Consider the following 14,795-nt stretch of genomic DNA (forward strand, 5'->3'; position numbering starts at 1 on the left):
ACCTGGTAAGCAACAGCACCCCTGCGGGGGTGTTTTTTTTGGGGAAATACCACGAGTGAGCCAAAGATGAGCGGAAAAGGGAACTATTCAGGGGATAGCGAATCTGAAACCCTTAACGAACAAGAGAATTGTTAAACGGAGAGGGTGGGATTTGAACCCACGGAACCTTGCGGTTCACCTGATTTCAAGTCAGGCGCATTCGACCACTCTGCCACCTCTCCTGGCGCATAAATTTTATCATACCAGCAATTGTCTCTAACTACAAATAGCCGCAGATTCAGTGCGCCGATAAAGAATTTGTTCTCTTTCTACCGCGAAATCTTCGCCTACCCATACCAGAGACACTTCCGACACTGCTCCATTTTCCAGCAGGACGATCGAGAAATTCCGCAGTTTAGAGCACTCTCTCTCCACAATTCGCGGTACGCTGGCCGCATTCAAATACACCGTACCCTCCGCACTCACCTCCAGCGACTTCCGCAACTCGTGCTTCGTGTGCCGCAGTTTGTGGTGCATATGACCAAAAGTTACCAGCGGTATGTGCTTCCCAGAACTCCGAGTTCGATCGATCGCCTCCGCAAAATCCGGGTCGCCCCAATCCCCTCCCAACGGCTTCCAATCTCGCCCGCAGGGGTCTTCAGGAGCCTCTCCTAACCCCGTCGGGCCCGTGTGACCCAAAAAAATCACATTTTCGCAATCGGCCTCCGCCGCAGCTTCTGCAATGCGCCGTGCCGACTCTTCAAAACTTTCTACCCCAAACCATTCCGAGTAAAAATCCCCGTACTTCCACTCCGAGCCCCCCCAAGTAAACGGGCGGCTTCCCACCACAGTTACGCCCAATTCGGGAAAATCCCTTTTCCCGTAACCGACGTGAGCTTCTCCCATTAAATCTATCTGCTGTTTCACCCAATTTTCTTGAGTGCGATCGTAAGGGCACTGACTTCGGCCCCACTCCGTCGCCGTGTACCAAGCATCGTGGTTCCCAAACACCGCTGCTTTCGGAATGTCCAATTGGGCGATCGCCCGCACCACCTCCACCGACTCATTGCCAAAATCCCCCACAAACAGCACCAAATCAACGCCCAGATGCTTCAGGGCCTCGCCGTCTTCAGGTTCCCAGCGATCGTGAACGTCCCCCACTACCGCAATTTTGATAGATTTAGCTTTATTCATGTGATTTGTCATGTGCGATCGATCCCTAGCCCCTTCTTACTCAGCATAAGAAACAGCGACCAATTTTTGCACTCTCCCCCAGGCTATTTTAGATTTTAGATGAGCTCCACTGAACAGCCAGCACTTTTTGGTGAATTCAACTATAATTCAAAATACACTTTAGCTGTCTTCGCCACCTTCCCCGGAATATTCTAACTGTGTTTACCACCGCACCTGCTCCGAACTTTACTCAAACCCGACTGCCCCACGACTTGTTTGCAGCCATTAACGCCCTCAAACAAGAGTTAAACGCCGTCATTCTCGCCCACTATTACCAAGACTCCGAGATTCAGGACATCGCAGACTTCATTGGCGACTCCCTAGAACTTGCCCGCAAAGCAGCCAACACCAGCGCCGATGTCATAGTTTTTGCCGGAGTTCATTTCATGGCCGAAACCGCAAAAATTCTCAATCCCGACAAATTAGTATTGTTGCCAGACTTGAATGCTGGGTGTTCCCTCGCCGACAGTTGCCCTCCCGAAGCCTTTGCAGCTTTCAAAGCCGATCGACCAGGACATTTAGTAATTTCCTACATTAATTGTACCGCCGCAATTAAGGCAATGAGCGATATAATTTGCACCAGTTCTAACGCGGTTAAAATTGTCAACCAAATTCCGGAAAATCAGCCGATAATTTTTGGGCCAGATCGCAATCTCGGCCGCTACGTCATGGAACAAACTGGTAGAAAGATGGAGATTTGGCAAGGAGCTTGCATCGTCCACGAAAACTTCTCAGAAAAAAAGATAGTTCAACTCAAAATCGAAAATCCCGAAGCCGAAATAATTGCCCACCCAGAATGCGAACCTCCCGTGCTGCGCCACGCTAATTACATAGGTTCCACCACTGCTTTGCTCAAATATTCTCAAGCTAGTTCCAGCCAAGCTTTTATTGTTGCGACTGAACCGGGAATCATTCACCAAATGCAAAAGCAAGCTCCGCACAAACGCTTTATTCCCGCTCCTTCAACCAATAATAACTGTGCTTGCAACGAATGCCCGCACATGAGATTAAATACCTTGGAAAAATTGTATCTCTCCCTAAAAAATCAAACCCCCGAAATTACCATGCCCCTAGATATTCAACTAGCAGCCTTGCAGCCCATCCAACGAATGCTAGAAATGAGCTAACCGGTGGATATTTTTAAGTAAATCTATTGTAGGCTGGGTTGGGCAAAGCTATTCAATTAAGTCATCGCCTAACCCACCAACATCGAGTGGCACTCTGTCAATCAGTTGTCCACTCTTTCTCTTCTCTTCCTCTGGGGTGCCTACCTTTAAAACTCATGAACCACGATAAATGATGTCCGAAAAACTGATTATTTTCACCCGCTATCCCGAACCGGGAACAACCAAAACTCGACTAATTCCGGTGCTGGGAAAAGCAGGTGCTGCCAACCTTCACCGCTTGATGGCCCAACGGACGATCGCCTGCGCTCTCTCTCTTGAAAAATCCCGCGGGTTATCGGTAGAAATTCACCGCTCCGGCGGCAGCCAACAAGTGATGCAAGACTGGTTGGGAAGTGATATTATTTGTCAAAATCAAATAGACGGAGATTTGGGCGCAAGAATGAAAGCAGCGTTTGAAAAATCTTTTAATTCAGGGGTGGAAAAAACTGCAATAATCGGTACAGATTGTCCTGATTTGAAAGCCGAAATCATGGCGCAAGCTTTTGAGGAACTGAGCCAGCACGATTTAGTTTTGGGTCCCGCAAAAGACGGAGGTTATTATCTGATCGGGTTGCGGCGATCGATACCGGAATTGTTCGGTGGCATTCCCTGGGGAACGAGTGAAGTATTTGCTTGTACGCGGGCAATCGCCCAAAAGCTCGATCTCAATATTGCTTATCTTCCCACTCTTACAGATATTGATCGACCAGAAGACCTCCTTGGTTTAGATATTAATATGTTGAAATAACTAAACTATATTTAAGGCTTGTCAACTATTAGAAAGAATCATATGTTTTTTAATAAAAATGCTTGCTTGTAAAACCGGAACGTCATAATATAGTAATTGTATTTGTCTAACCAAATACTGAATTTCAGTAGCAGTTAGACAGCGCTTGGGACAATAGTCCCAGGCGCGAGAAAAAGCCAAAAATTAGCAATTAAATTAGCAACTAACAGTTCAGCTTTGTACAAAACCCGCCATGCCACAGGAAAGCCCAATGTAGGCGCGGGCCCGGCGTAAAAAATGAGCAACTAATAGCTGGGTTTTTTACCAAACTCTCCCACGTTAAGGCCAAATGTAGGGGCGAACCCGGGGTCACAAATGGGCAAAATCAGCTTTGTACAAAACCCGCTCTCTCTCACGGGCTGCTTAATTCTGTATGTCGCCAGAAAATCCAAATCTCAAAATTTCCATTATCATTCCAGTCTTAAACGAAGCATCTACAATTGCCCCAGTCATCTCCACCGCGCTTGAGGCCCAAAATGTCGAAATAATTGTCGCTGACGGCGGCAGCAGTGACGGTACTACAGATATAGCAAAATCTTTGGGCGTCCGAGTTATCTCCACCGCCCCAGGCCGTGCATCCCAAATGAATGTAGGTGCCACCAAAGCTACTGGAGAGATATTGCTGTTTCTCCACGCCGACACTCTTTTGCCTAGCGGGTACGACGATAGCGCGCGTCGGGTACTAGCTAATCCCTGTACGGTAGCGGGGGCCTTTGAACTCAAGATTGACGCCGGCAGTCTCAGCCTCCGGTTGGTAGAAACAGGGGTAAACTGGCGATCGAACTTTTTGGAAATGCCCTACGGCGACCAAGCTATTTTCCTCCACGCAGTTACCTTTGACAAAATCGGCGGTTTTCCCGACTTGCCCCTCATGGAAGACTTTGAATTCGTGCGCCGATTGAAAAAACAAGGCCGCATTCAAATAGTACCCCAGCCAGTCCTGACCTCCGCCCGTCGCTGGCAACAGCTTGGGGTCATCAAAACCACCGCTATTAATCAAATAGTAATCATCGCTTATTTCTTGGGAGTGTCGCCCGATCGACTCGCTTTCTGGTATAAGAGGCAAAAGAAAAATTCTTCCAAAAACTAAAGAATAGTGAACTTTTCTAAAGCTCGCCGTTAATTATGTAAATAGGAAACACGTCCCTGCGTAAAATATGACTTGAACGCCTCAACTTTTTAAACTGCGAGGACAAACAGAATATGGCCGATCCCAGAGATGCAGAGCTTATTAAACCCTTTAACGGCGACCCCTTCACGGGTCATCTAGCAACTCCCATCAGTGCTTCTGATTTCACAAAAGCATTCATTGGGAACTTGCCCGTCTACCGCAAAGGACTCTCGCCCCTAATTCGAGGCCTAGAAATTGGTTTGGCACACGGTTATTTCCTCGTCGGCCCCGAAATCGTCTTCGGCCCCCTGCGGGATTATCCAGAAGCAGCTAATCTCGGAGGATTATATACAGCCCTCGTCTTAGTTCTGCTTGGCACACTAGGTATGTCTGCTTACGGTTTAGTCTCTTTCAAACAAGACAACACCAGCTACCCTAGCGCTAATCCCATGACCCCTGATGCCCTCAGAAATGCTGAAGGCTGGAGCCAGTTTACCGGTGGTTTCTTCATTGGTGGAATGGGTGGTGTCTTTGTTGCCTACTTCTTACTCGAAAACTTTAACGGCGTTGATGCCATTTTCCGGGGCTTAGTCAACAATTAGACTCGACTCCCAAATATCCCTGTTGGAACACACTAACTTTAGTTTGGAGAATTTGATATGACAGGTTCCTACGCTGCCTCTTTCTTGCCTTGGATTTTGATTCCCCTAATTACCTGGGTAATGCCGGTTGTGGTAATGGGTTTGTTGTTTATCTACATTGAAAGCGACGCCTGAGCCTTACCCCTAAAGTAAGACCTAAGTTGGAAAGCCGAAGTAAGATGAGGAACAATTGCTCTGACATTTCTAGATAAATCTAGGGAAAATCAGCAAAAATTGTTTTTAGATTGCTGGCTATCAGAAAACTTAGTTTCTTTACCCCCATCTCCAGAATTTATCTGTAGAGCAATCTTTGAGTTTTCTTCCTTCAGAACTCGCAATTGTAAAAAAATCCTCTGCCGGCAGGCAGAGGATTTTTTTGCAAAGAAGACAAATCATCCGCTCAGAGCACACAAATTGCTAAATTCTGAGCCACAATTGTTATGGAAACCTACTAATGAGGAGACAGCGATGCAATTTTCCCCCGCACGCCGCATCTTAGCTCCATTCCTGATCTCGGTACTGCTGTTAGTGACCGCTTGCGGTCAAACCCAAGCCCCCTCCCGCTGGGACAAAGCCCAGCAGGAAAGTACCCAAAAACCTGGTAAAGCACAGCAGACAACTGCTGATAAATCAAGTGCGAGTAATCAAAACCTGCCCAAGAAGGCAGTGGCAGGCGGTAAGTTAAATAAATACTTCCCGGCTTCTGGCGGTGGATTCGATCGCGTTTTTGCTCAAGAAAAATCTGGTTTTGCTGAAGCTAAGTTGAACAAAGACGGTAAAAATGTCGCGGTGCTCTCGATTAGCGACATCGCCGGCAACCCCAGCGCAGGTGCAAAATTTAAGCAAAGTACCAAGCAAATCAGTGGCTATCCCGCCGTTAATCAGGGTGCTAATGGTACCGCTGTTTTAGTGGCAAATCGCTATCAGGTGAAAGTTCAATCACGCAGTCCCTCTTTTACCGCGAGCGAGCGCGAAGCTTGGCTGTCAAAATTTAACCTCGGCGGTCTCGCCCGCCTCAAGTAGCAATCTCTTTTGTCACACTCCGCGCCCGACTCCAGTCTGGCGCTATCAAAACTAAGTTGGCCACAAAAAGAGTGTGAATTTTTTGCCATCTGCCAAAAGTAATATCTTTGATTTTAGTTCCAGCAAAAGGAGTTTTTTGTGAGCAAAACAGTCTTTGAATTAGTCGATCAACTGCCTCAAGACAACATGACTGTCAAAGCCCTGCGAGCGCTTGACTTTGTGGTTCCCGGTGAGTGGAACAATTTAGTTGGCTTTGAAAATACCATTCGCACCGTTACTGGCGAAACAGACGAAGAACTGATTCAGCAAATTGGCGAGCGCGCCATATACCTCTACAACGATAAGTCTCAGGGCTACCAGCGCGCTCTTTGGCTATACCAAACGATCGACAGTGCCGACAAGGCTTTGGGGACTGCCGCGCTCGCTAACAAAGTCTCCCAAAATGTGCCGTTTTTGTCCATGCTAGGCAATCTCACTCCCAAGCCGGAAAAAGCTCAAACCATCGACCTTTCTCTGAAGTTAGTCACTGAGTTGCTCGCTTTTTGCCAAATCAACGGCATTCCCGGCGACAGCATCGGCGATTTTGCCGCATCCTTGGGCGACTACGGCGGCGAATCCCTGATGCGGATGGCTGCTTTGGTTTGCTTTGATGGTTTGATTCCTTTGGGCCCAGACTTTATCATGGCAACTCAGTCTTGGATTCAGAGACTCTCCCCCAGCGATTTGCAAGATAATTCGGCCTTTAAGTCGATCGGCAGCATGATTCCAGGGGGCTCTCCTGCAGGCCAACTCGGCTTTATCGGCGAAAGCTTTAACTCGGTTTCTGGCTGGATGAGCTCTTTTGTGAGCGATCGAGGTTTGACTCCCGAAAACGTACTTGGCCACTTGCAGAGTTTTGTGGAAATTTCTGCTGACAAGGTGGACTACGTGGGCGCATTCCTCGACATGACTACCAACTACTACGAACACACCGGTGTTCAAACTCTAGCCCGCCGTTTGATTGAACGAGCTGTCGCTGAGATTTAGAATAACCAAAGGAGTTGTGATATTGGCGGTCGATCGCCCTGTGAGAGTGTTTTCAGTTCAAATTTTTTTGACTAGCCATTCTCTCAGGTTGGTTTGCGATAAAATGTGTGCCCTCAAGAAAGTCGATCGCCCGCTTGCTCAACTCCCAACTCCTTACCGAATCACTTTTAACAGGAAGCGTTAATGTCAGAAGAACCGAAAAATCCTACCGCTGGCGAATCGGAAACTCCCAGTGCGTCGATCGAGAACGCCCCGAGTTCCGACACTGCCGAGACAACCGACTTTCCCAGCACTGACCAGCCTCAGCCGGCTGCTAAAAAGCCCAAAGAACCGAAAAATCCTACCGCTGGCGAATCGGAAACTCCCAGTGCGTCGATTGAGAACGCCCCGAGTTCCGACACTGCCGAGACAACCGACTTCCCCAGCACTGACAAGCCTCCAACGGCTGCTAAAAAGCCTGCAGCCAAGGCCGAAGGCGACAAGCCCCCAGCTAAAGCTAAAAAGGAAAAAGCACCTGCTGTTGAAGACAAGCCCTTTGCGGAATTTATTCAACAAGATTATTTGCCCGCTTTGCAAACTGCTTTGACTAAGCAGGGCGTTAAGGATTTAGAGGTGAGTTTTACCAAGCAAAAATTCCCCGTTTTTGGCATGAGTTCCGCCGGGGATTGCTGGCAGGTAATTGGTAAATTCCAAGAAGGAGAGCGCCAATTTAACCTGTATTTTCCTCAAGAAAATATTCAAAGTCAAAGAGCATTTTCCTGCGCGGAAAATAAGACCCAAACCAGCACTTTAGAGCCTTTTTTGATAGATGAGCGCAAGGTAACACTAGACCTCATGGTGTTTGGCGTCGTCCAGCGACTTAACGCTCAAAAATGGTTAAATCTTAATTAGTCATTAGTCATTAGTTATTAGTCGTTAGTGGCTTGTCTTCGGGGACTTACTAATGAGTATCAGGGCCGGTTAATTGTAATATAAACTTTACCCCTCGCCCCATCTCTAATTTTGCCCCGACTGACTCAGAAGTGAGAAATCATAGCTAATGACTAATGACTAATGACAGATTTTCTTCGGATTTGGTCAAAAAATTGCGAGCTTGCATAATCCCGTAAAGGTTAACATCTGTTTCTAACAAACAAGCGTGACCGCTGTTAGCCAGCACCACCATTTCAGCTTTGGGAATTACCTTGACTAAAAGCTTCGCTTCTACTAGGGAAGGCAGCAGCCGATCTGCACCGCTAGCAATTACTAGCGTCGGCTGTTTGATGCCGCGCAACTGATTTTCGTCAACATTAAACGATCGCACTAACGCCAATCTCCACACAGACGTATTTTGCGGTACCGCTTGCATCGCTTCTAGCAAAGCTCGCCGATCGTCGCGCCCAATTTTTCCTAATGATGCTAATATCGGCAATAAACCGATTACCGACAGCGGATAAAGGTTTGCCGGCAGCCACTGAGTCAGGTACGATCCCCACTGCACCCAAGGCTGCTGTCGAAACGAAGAAGCTGGATTGACTAATATTAATTGATCGCACAATTGAGGAGCTTCTAAAACAGTTTTCATCGCTAAACAGCCCCCAAATGACTCGCCACACAGATAAACCGGCCGCTTCGGCTTTCCCGCTTGCTTTTCTGCTTCAATTAAGGCAATTGTTTCGCTAACCAGTACCTCCCAACTAGCCATGTCGTCAGCCGGTATAGCTAAGCAGCGAATGTCGAAATGATTGGCTAATTTAGGAATTTGCGACCGCAGCAGCAAACCGCCCCCGTCCATACCGGGCAAAAATACAAATAAAGGGCGATCGGGTTTCGGCGGTTTGGGGGTTAGGAAACGAACCTTGTTGTTAGCATTTGCCATGATTCAAGTCAATCGATTTTAGATTTTAGATTTTAGATTTTAGATTGGAAATCTGACACCAGCCCACAGTCAACAGCCAACAGTCAACAGCCAACAAACTTACAAACAAGCTCGTTGGAGTAATTGTGCAATTTCTCCCTGACAGTGGTCTGTGAGTTCAGCCACAACTGCTTTGGCTTTTTTGCCTTGATATTGCTGCTGTCTCTCGGCAGTAATCCAGTAAGGCTGGCCGATTAAAACATTAACTCGCTGATAAATTATCACAGGATGCCACCCAGAGCGATCGAACAGCGGTTCCGAAGGATCAAACAAACTCAACAACTTGAGCGGTACACCCGATCTTACCGAGCGTTCCTCAAAAGAACTAATGGCCACCGGCAAAACCGCCAAATCCCGCACCGGCGCCCGCAAAGCCAAATGAGCAAATCCTCGCTGAAACTTCCCCACAGTATTGGGTCCAGTCAGCTTCACCATCGGTTCTGCACCCTCTGGAAACACCCCCACCATCTCCCCGCTTTGCAGCAGCGCTGTCGCTTGAGAGAAAAAATGCTGCTGTCGGTGCTCCGGTGCTTCCAAGGGGAAAGCGCCGAAAGTCGTGACAACTTCCCTCATTAGCGGAACTTGACCCATGTAATGATGACAAGCAAAGCGGATCGATCGACCCAAAGCCGCCGTCAGCAGCACAGGATCTAAGAAACTGCGGTGATTGCTCACCACCAGCACCGGACTCTCTTGGGGAATCCGGTCTTCCCGGAACACAAACGTCTGCGTTCCCAAACCAGCCAGGAAACAGCGCGAAATCAGCAATTTGCTCTCTGAAGACATGGGCGAAAAGACAGGTGCGACGCTATAAAGGTTGATTCCATTCTCACGCAGCTTAACATTACTTTACCAAGGCAGGGCTCCCTCAAAAAGTAGACTTTCCCATCTACCTGGGCTTTATAGTTCAGGACGCATGGGATAGTCAGACACTGAGTTTTTTCAATAAAAATTGCATTCGCTCCTTGAATACCGATCAAAAAAACCCAGCTTCTTTGGTATAGCAACTCCTCAGACAATTGTGGTGTAAACTAAGAACGATCTTGTTTGTTGCAAAGCGATCGCACCACTCATGGCAAAACCCTACAGCTACGATTTACCCCAGAAAGTCATTCCCGCAATCAATCTCGATTGCTTAAAAATTATTGCCCTATGGCTAAAGCGACAAGACCAAACAGGAAGCTTTCTAGCTTGGTTGCCAGAAGCTACTGCTCTACTTGTGGCTTCCCTGACTTTGACAAACCCAGCTCAGGCCGCTAACCCGGAACACATCAAGCAACTGTTAGAAACTAAACAGTGCAAAGGTTGCGATTTAACAAACGCTCAATTAAGGGGTGCGAGTCTGGAGGGGGCTAATTTGGCAGGAGCTAACTTAGAAAATGTATATTTGTACAAAGCTAATCTTGTCAATGCTAATCTTAGCGGTGCTAATGTCAGATCTGCTGACTTAGGAGATGTCAACATGAAAGGAATTAACCTGAGCGGTGCTGACTTGACAGATACCAATCTTAAAGGCAACGATATGACGGGCGCTAACTTAGAAAATGCCAACTTATCTGGAGCTATATTAAAGTGTAATAAAACAACTCGAACTAGACTGACTTATGCCAACCTCAAAAAAGCTAACTTGACTAAGGCCGATCTCAAAGGAGTATCGCTTATAGGTGCAAATCTCGCAGATGCCAACCTTAACGAGGCAGATCTGAGTCCTGACCGTTATCGTGCGGGGAACATAATCTATATTTCTCCTGCCTATCTCAGCGGTGCTAACTTGAGAAACGCCAATCTTAACAAGGCTACGTTAAATCGCGCTAATTTATATAGAGCTAATTTGAAGAATGCCCTTTTAACTAACGCTAGGCTGAATGATGCTACTTTGTCTAGAGCTAATTTGAATAATGCCATTTTAACTAATGCTAGCCTTAGTTATTCTAACTTGGAAATGGCTCAATTAACGGAAGCAGATCTAACGAAGGCTTCTCTAAGGATGGCCAACCTGGAAGGAGCAACTTTAATTAAGGCAAACCTCAGTAATGCCGATCTTGTGAAGTCCAAACTTGTTGATGCTAACCTCACAAATGCTATTTTAAAAGCAGCCAGATTGGTAGATATCAACATGAGTAGAGCTAACTTAATGGGGGCAGACCTCAGCGGTGCGGAAATGAGTAAAAATAACCTCTGTGATGTCACAATGCCAGATGGCACAAAAACTAAAGAAGGTTGTGGCAACTGATATCGAACTCTAACTGTCGCCAAAAGAGAAAAGTTAAGTTGATTCATTTGATTTGAATTTGGATGGAACAATGCCGATCTTCGCCCAAAAGTCGAATTCGTAAACAGCTAGATGAGTTTGATTACTTACTCCATGCGATCGCAGATGTCTTACGCCTTGCGTCCTAACACGGGCGGTTGCTATATTGAGGGAAAGCAACAATTTATAAAGTCTTGTTGCGACTTCTGTAAAAATGCTTAAAATAGCCCCCAAACCAAGCTAGGGTAGCTAAACTGATAAATCTACAGTGGGGATTGACGCACTGTCAAAGTATTTTTGCACAAGTCTTAATAGCAATCTCGCCAGGAGCAAAATGAATAATATCCAAAACTATCGCCTTAAATGTACCCTCACCTTTGGCGACATTTACGGTCAAATCATTGTTTGGCTGATAGTCATCTTCCTAAGTCTAGCGTCGGCACTGGCCTTGTGGAGTAGCGCCCGCCAAATCTTCGCCTTGGCAACCGTCGGCTTGATTTTAGTGCTATCTCTGCCCTTCTTGCTGTTTGCTTTCGTTACAACTCTGCTAAATAACATTGAAGTGCTTGCTGTAGAACCCGGTACGGAACCTCAACCTTCTGCAACGGGAAATCAGTCGCTTCAGAATCCTGCCGAAAGCGCCGGCTAGTCCCATTTGAAATTTTAACTTTTGATTTTCCATTCAAACCAAAAGTTAAAAAACTTCCTGCTCTTTTGGTAGGAAGTTTTTTTTTGCGTCACGATAAGTTGAGCAGAACACTCAAAATAATTCAAAAAGATGCTAGAACACGACGTAATTATTGTAGGCGGCGGTTTAGCAGGTTGCCGCGCCGCAGTAGAAATTGCCCGGACTGACCCGAGTTTAAAGGTAGCTGTCGTCGCCAAAACTCACCCAATTCGATCGCACTCCGTCGCAGCCCAAGGTGGCATGGCCTCCAGCCTCCAAAATGTCGATCCCGATGACAGTTGGAAAGCCCACGCCTTCGACACAGTAAAAGGTTCAGACTATTTAGCCGACCAAGACGCGGTAGAAATCCTCACCCGCGAAGCCCCCGGTGTAGTCATAGATTTAGAACACATGGGAGTCCTCTTCTCCCGCCTCCCAGACGGCAGAATTGCCCAGCGCGCTTTCGGCGGACATTCCCACCGCCGCACCTGCTACGCCGCCGACAAAACCGGTCATGCCATCCTCCACGAATTAGTCAATAATCTGCGCCGCTGCGGAGTTCACATCTATCAGGAGTGGTATGTCACGCGCCTGATTTTGGAAGAAGGCCAAGCCAAGGGGGTAGTTATGTACCGCCTTCTAGACGGTCAAATTGAGGTTGTCCGTGCTAAGGCGGTGATGTTTGCCACGGGGGGTTACGGCCGAGTTTACAACACGACCTCGAACGATTATGCCTCGACTGGAGACGGTTTGGCGATGACTGCTATGGCGGGATTGCCGTTGGAAGATATGGAATTCGTGCAGTTTCACCCGACTGGTTTGTATCCCGTGGGAGTGTTGATTTCCGAGGCTGTGCGGGGCGAAGGCGCTTATTTGATTAATTCAGAGGGCGATCGATTTATGGCGAATTATGCCCCGTCGCGGATGGAATTAGCCCCCAGAGATATCACTTCGCGGTCAATTTCCATAGAAATTCGCGCCGGTCGAGGCATTAATGTGGATGGTAGTGCCGGCGGCCCCTTTATCTATCTAGATTTGCGGCACATGGGACGCGAAAAAATCATGAGCAAAATTCCTTTTGCTTGGGAAGAAGCGCACCGTTTGTTAGGAATTGATGCCGTAAATCAGCCAATGCCAGTGCGCCCTACCGTTCACTATTCAATGGGGGGAATTCCTACTAATGTTAGCGGGCAAGTTCGCAGCAGTCCTGACAGTTTGGTAGAGGGTTTCTTTGCCGCCGGGGAAGCAGCTTGTGTGTCGGTTCACGGCGCGAACCGTTTGGGCAGCAATTCGCTGTTGGAATGCGTAGTTTACGGCAAAGTTACTGGCGCAACCATAGCACAATTCGTACAAAATCGCAAGTTGCCTGCCGTAGACGAACAGCGTTATATTACGGAAGCAAAAGAGCAAATTCAGGCACTTTTAGAACGTCCCGGAAAATACCGCATCAATCAAGTGCGCCAGCAGTATCAAGATACTATGACTGAGTATTGTGGCGTATTTCGTAGCGCCGAATTGATGCAGGAAGGTTTAAAAAAATTGGAGGATTTAGAGCGACAATATGAGGATGTTTACTTAGACGATAAAGGCAAATTGTGGAATACGGAAATTGTGGAAGCTTTGGAGTTGCGGAGTTTGATAATTGTCGGGAAAATGATTTTAACTTCGGCTTTGAACCGTCAGGAAAGTCGGGGAGCTCATTCGCGGGAAGATTTTACTGAGCGCGATGACGGCAATTTCTTGAAGCATACAATGGCGTATTATTCGCCTGCGGGGATTGATTTGGCTTATATGCCGGTGGCGATTACGATGTTTGAGCCACAGGAGAGGAAGTATTAAATTGTAGGTGGGCATTGCCAGCCCTGTTAAGGTTGTTAAGAAATCCCTCAAACGCTTGAAATTGGGTAGCGGGCGATCGTTAAATCTGATTCTTTTAAAAGGAGATCAGTCATAAACCAGGTTTATTGCCGATCGCCACCGCCTAGAATGACGCAAATCAGTCGATCGCACCTTGACTGGGCTGGTTGGCAATGCGTACCTTACCAATTGAGAGGAAATTCGGCAATCTTTAGTCTCTTCTACCACTTTTAGTTATCTTGCGCTATAATTATGTCAGATACGACATATTTGTAAACTTTATGACTAGACTACTTAATTTATGGAATCCCAAGGCGAGAACAAAGATGTTGTTTGGCTCATCAGAGGCTCCGTAAAAACTCCCCCTTTTTCCGCCTCAGCGCGAATTGAGGCAGGGATTTTATTAAGGATGTTACAAAATGGAGAAATTTTAGCCATGCCTGTCTCTCGGCCTATGCCAAGCATCAGCCCTCACTGCCACGAATTGCGGATCGATGATAGTGAAGCCGGTAAACAGTGGCGAATTATTTACCCGATTGACTCAGATGCTATTGTCATTGCAGAGGTGTTTCAAAAAACTACCCAGAAAACGCCTAAGCGCGCGATCGAAAACAGTCAAAAACGACTGAGATTGTACGATCGAAGCTCAGGAGAAACCTAGTTATTTCAGGACTTCCTTTAGGGTGGGCATTGCCCACCTTACAAATTGAGAGACAATTCACCATTCACAATCCTTGCTCTGTGCAATTCATATAATAAAAAAAAGAGGTAATATTTACAATGGATGCCATTAAACGTCAACGTTTAGAAGCAGCAGGTTGGCGGGTGGGAGATGCCGCAGACTTTCTAGAACTTTCAGCCGAAGAAATTGCTTTTATTGAGATGAAGCTGTCTCTAATTAAACGCTTGAAGCAGCTTCGCATTAGTCAAAATCTTTCTCAAGAAAGTTTGGCTAAGAAAATTAAATCTAGTCAGTCACGGGTAGCTAAAATAGAAGCTGGCGATCCGTCTGTTTCTCTTGATTTGATGGTAAGGACAATGCTAGCGCTGGGAGCAACTCGCGAGGATGTGGCACTCGCTATTACTTCTTCCAAAAGCTGAGAAGCAGACAGTTAACATTTTAGAAGGTTCTCGAAATTGAAGTTAACCCGATCCAC

Annotated in this window: 16 protein-coding genes and 1 tRNA gene; 13 read left to right on the forward strand and 4 right to left on the reverse strand. The window is 46.9% G+C overall.

From position 1 onward, the window contains the following. Positions 1 to 136: 136 nt before the first annotated feature. Positions 137 to 221 (reverse strand) — tRNA-Ser (locus QUA10_RS18565). A gap of 34 nt (positions 222 to 255) precedes the next feature. After that, entirely contained in the window at positions 256 to 1,173 is a 918-nt protein-coding gene (locus tag QUA10_RS18570; RefSeq protein WP_333081453.1) for a TIGR04168 family protein, read from the reverse strand. Between the two features lie 197 nt (positions 1,174 to 1,370). Here QUA10_RS18570 and nadA point away from each other — a divergent pair, with 197 nt between their 5' ends. The 8 genes from nadA to QUA10_RS18610 all read left to right on the forward strand — a co-directional run bounded on the left by nadA (position 1,371) and on the right by QUA10_RS18610 (position 7,857). After that, positions 1,371 to 2,339, forward strand: a complete 969-nt coding sequence (nadA, locus tag QUA10_RS18575) for a quinolinate synthase NadA (RefSeq protein WP_333062467.1) — start codon at positions 1,371 to 1,373, stop codon at positions 2,337 to 2,339. 169 nt (positions 2,340 to 2,508) lie between these two features. After that, positions 2,509 to 3,126, forward strand: a complete 618-nt coding sequence (locus QUA10_RS18580; RefSeq protein WP_333081454.1) for a TIGR04282 family arsenosugar biosynthesis glycosyltransferase — start codon at positions 2,509 to 2,511, stop codon at positions 3,124 to 3,126. Between the two features lie 412 nt (positions 3,127 to 3,538). Next, positions 3,539 to 4,255, forward strand: a complete 717-nt coding sequence (locus QUA10_RS18585; protein ID WP_333081455.1) for a TIGR04283 family arsenosugar biosynthesis glycosyltransferase — start codon at positions 3,539 to 3,541, stop codon at positions 4,253 to 4,255. A 113-nt stretch (positions 4,256 to 4,368) separates the two neighbouring features. Continuing rightward, entirely contained in the window at positions 4,369 to 4,878 is a 510-nt protein-coding gene (locus tag QUA10_RS18590) for a photosystem I reaction center protein subunit XI (protein ID WP_333081456.1), read from the forward strand. A 57-nt stretch (positions 4,879 to 4,935) separates the two neighbouring features. Further along, a complete protein-coding gene (locus QUA10_RS18595) occupies positions 4,936 to 5,052 on the forward strand; it encodes a photosystem I reaction center subunit VIII (RefSeq protein WP_333042098.1) in 117 nt (38 codons plus the stop codon). 333 nt (positions 5,053 to 5,385) lie between these two features. Then, positions 5,386 to 5,940 carry a hypothetical protein gene (locus QUA10_RS18600; RefSeq protein WP_333081457.1) on the forward strand — a complete coding sequence of 185 codons (555 nt, stop codon included), beginning with the start codon at positions 5,386 to 5,388 and terminating at the stop codon, positions 5,938 to 5,940. A gap of 138 nt (positions 5,941 to 6,078) precedes the next feature. After that, positions 6,079 to 6,966 (forward strand): hypothetical protein, encoded by an 888-nt coding sequence (locus QUA10_RS18605; RefSeq protein WP_333081459.1) that lies wholly within the window; start codon positions 6,079 to 6,081, stop codon positions 6,964 to 6,966. Positions 6,967 to 7,149: 183 nt separating this feature from the next. Continuing rightward, positions 7,150 to 7,857: a DUF2996 domain-containing protein gene (locus QUA10_RS18610; RefSeq protein WP_333081460.1), complete on the forward strand. Its 708-nt coding sequence runs from the start codon at positions 7,150 to 7,152 to the stop codon at positions 7,855 to 7,857. 145 nt (positions 7,858 to 8,002) lie between these two features. On the opposite strand, the gene QUA10_RS18615 is transcribed toward QUA10_RS18610, so the two are convergent. Then, on the reverse strand, positions 8,003 to 8,824 hold the full coding sequence (locus QUA10_RS18615) for an alpha/beta hydrolase (protein WP_333081462.1): 822 nt from the start codon (positions 8,822 to 8,824) through the stop codon (positions 8,003 to 8,005). Between the two features lie 99 nt (positions 8,825 to 8,923). After that, the gene (locus QUA10_RS18620) at positions 8,924 to 9,649 is read right to left on the reverse strand and encodes a lysophospholipid acyltransferase family protein (RefSeq protein ID WP_333081463.1); all 726 of its coding nucleotides are present in this window, start codon (positions 9,647 to 9,649) and stop codon (positions 8,924 to 8,926) included. Positions 9,650 to 9,935: 286 nt separating this feature from the next. Between QUA10_RS18620 and QUA10_RS18625 the strand changes: the two genes are divergently transcribed. The 5 genes from QUA10_RS18625 (at position 9,936) to QUA10_RS18645 (ending at position 14,739) form a co-directional block, all read left to right on the forward strand. Further along, the gene (locus QUA10_RS18625; protein ID WP_333081465.1) at positions 9,936 to 11,096 is read left to right on the forward strand and encodes a pentapeptide repeat-containing protein; all 1,161 of its coding nucleotides are present in this window, start codon (positions 9,936 to 9,938) and stop codon (positions 11,094 to 11,096) included. A 352-nt stretch (positions 11,097 to 11,448) separates the two neighbouring features. Next, positions 11,449 to 11,763 (forward strand): hypothetical protein, encoded by a 315-nt coding sequence (locus QUA10_RS18630; protein ID WP_006633212.1) that lies wholly within the window; start codon positions 11,449 to 11,451, stop codon positions 11,761 to 11,763. 129 nt (positions 11,764 to 11,892) lie between these two features. Continuing rightward, positions 11,893 to 13,620 (forward strand): succinate dehydrogenase/fumarate reductase flavoprotein subunit, encoded by a 1,728-nt coding sequence (locus QUA10_RS18635; RefSeq protein WP_333081466.1) that lies wholly within the window; start codon positions 11,893 to 11,895, stop codon positions 13,618 to 13,620. 319 nt (positions 13,621 to 13,939) lie between these two features. Beyond that, positions 13,940 to 14,299: a type II toxin-antitoxin system RelE/ParE family toxin gene (locus tag QUA10_RS18640; protein WP_333081468.1), complete on the forward strand. Its 360-nt coding sequence runs from the start codon at positions 13,940 to 13,942 to the stop codon at positions 14,297 to 14,299. A gap of 119 nt (positions 14,300 to 14,418) precedes the next feature. After that, positions 14,419 to 14,739 (forward strand): helix-turn-helix transcriptional regulator, encoded by a 321-nt coding sequence (locus QUA10_RS18645; protein ID WP_333081469.1) that lies wholly within the window; start codon positions 14,419 to 14,421, stop codon positions 14,737 to 14,739. Positions 14,740 to 14,795: the final 56 nt, after the last annotated feature.

Source organism: Microcoleus sp. Pol8_D6 (genome assembly GCF_036700965.1).
Classification (GTDB): Bacteria; Cyanobacteriota; Cyanobacteriia; order Cyanobacteriales; family Microcoleaceae; genus Microcoleus.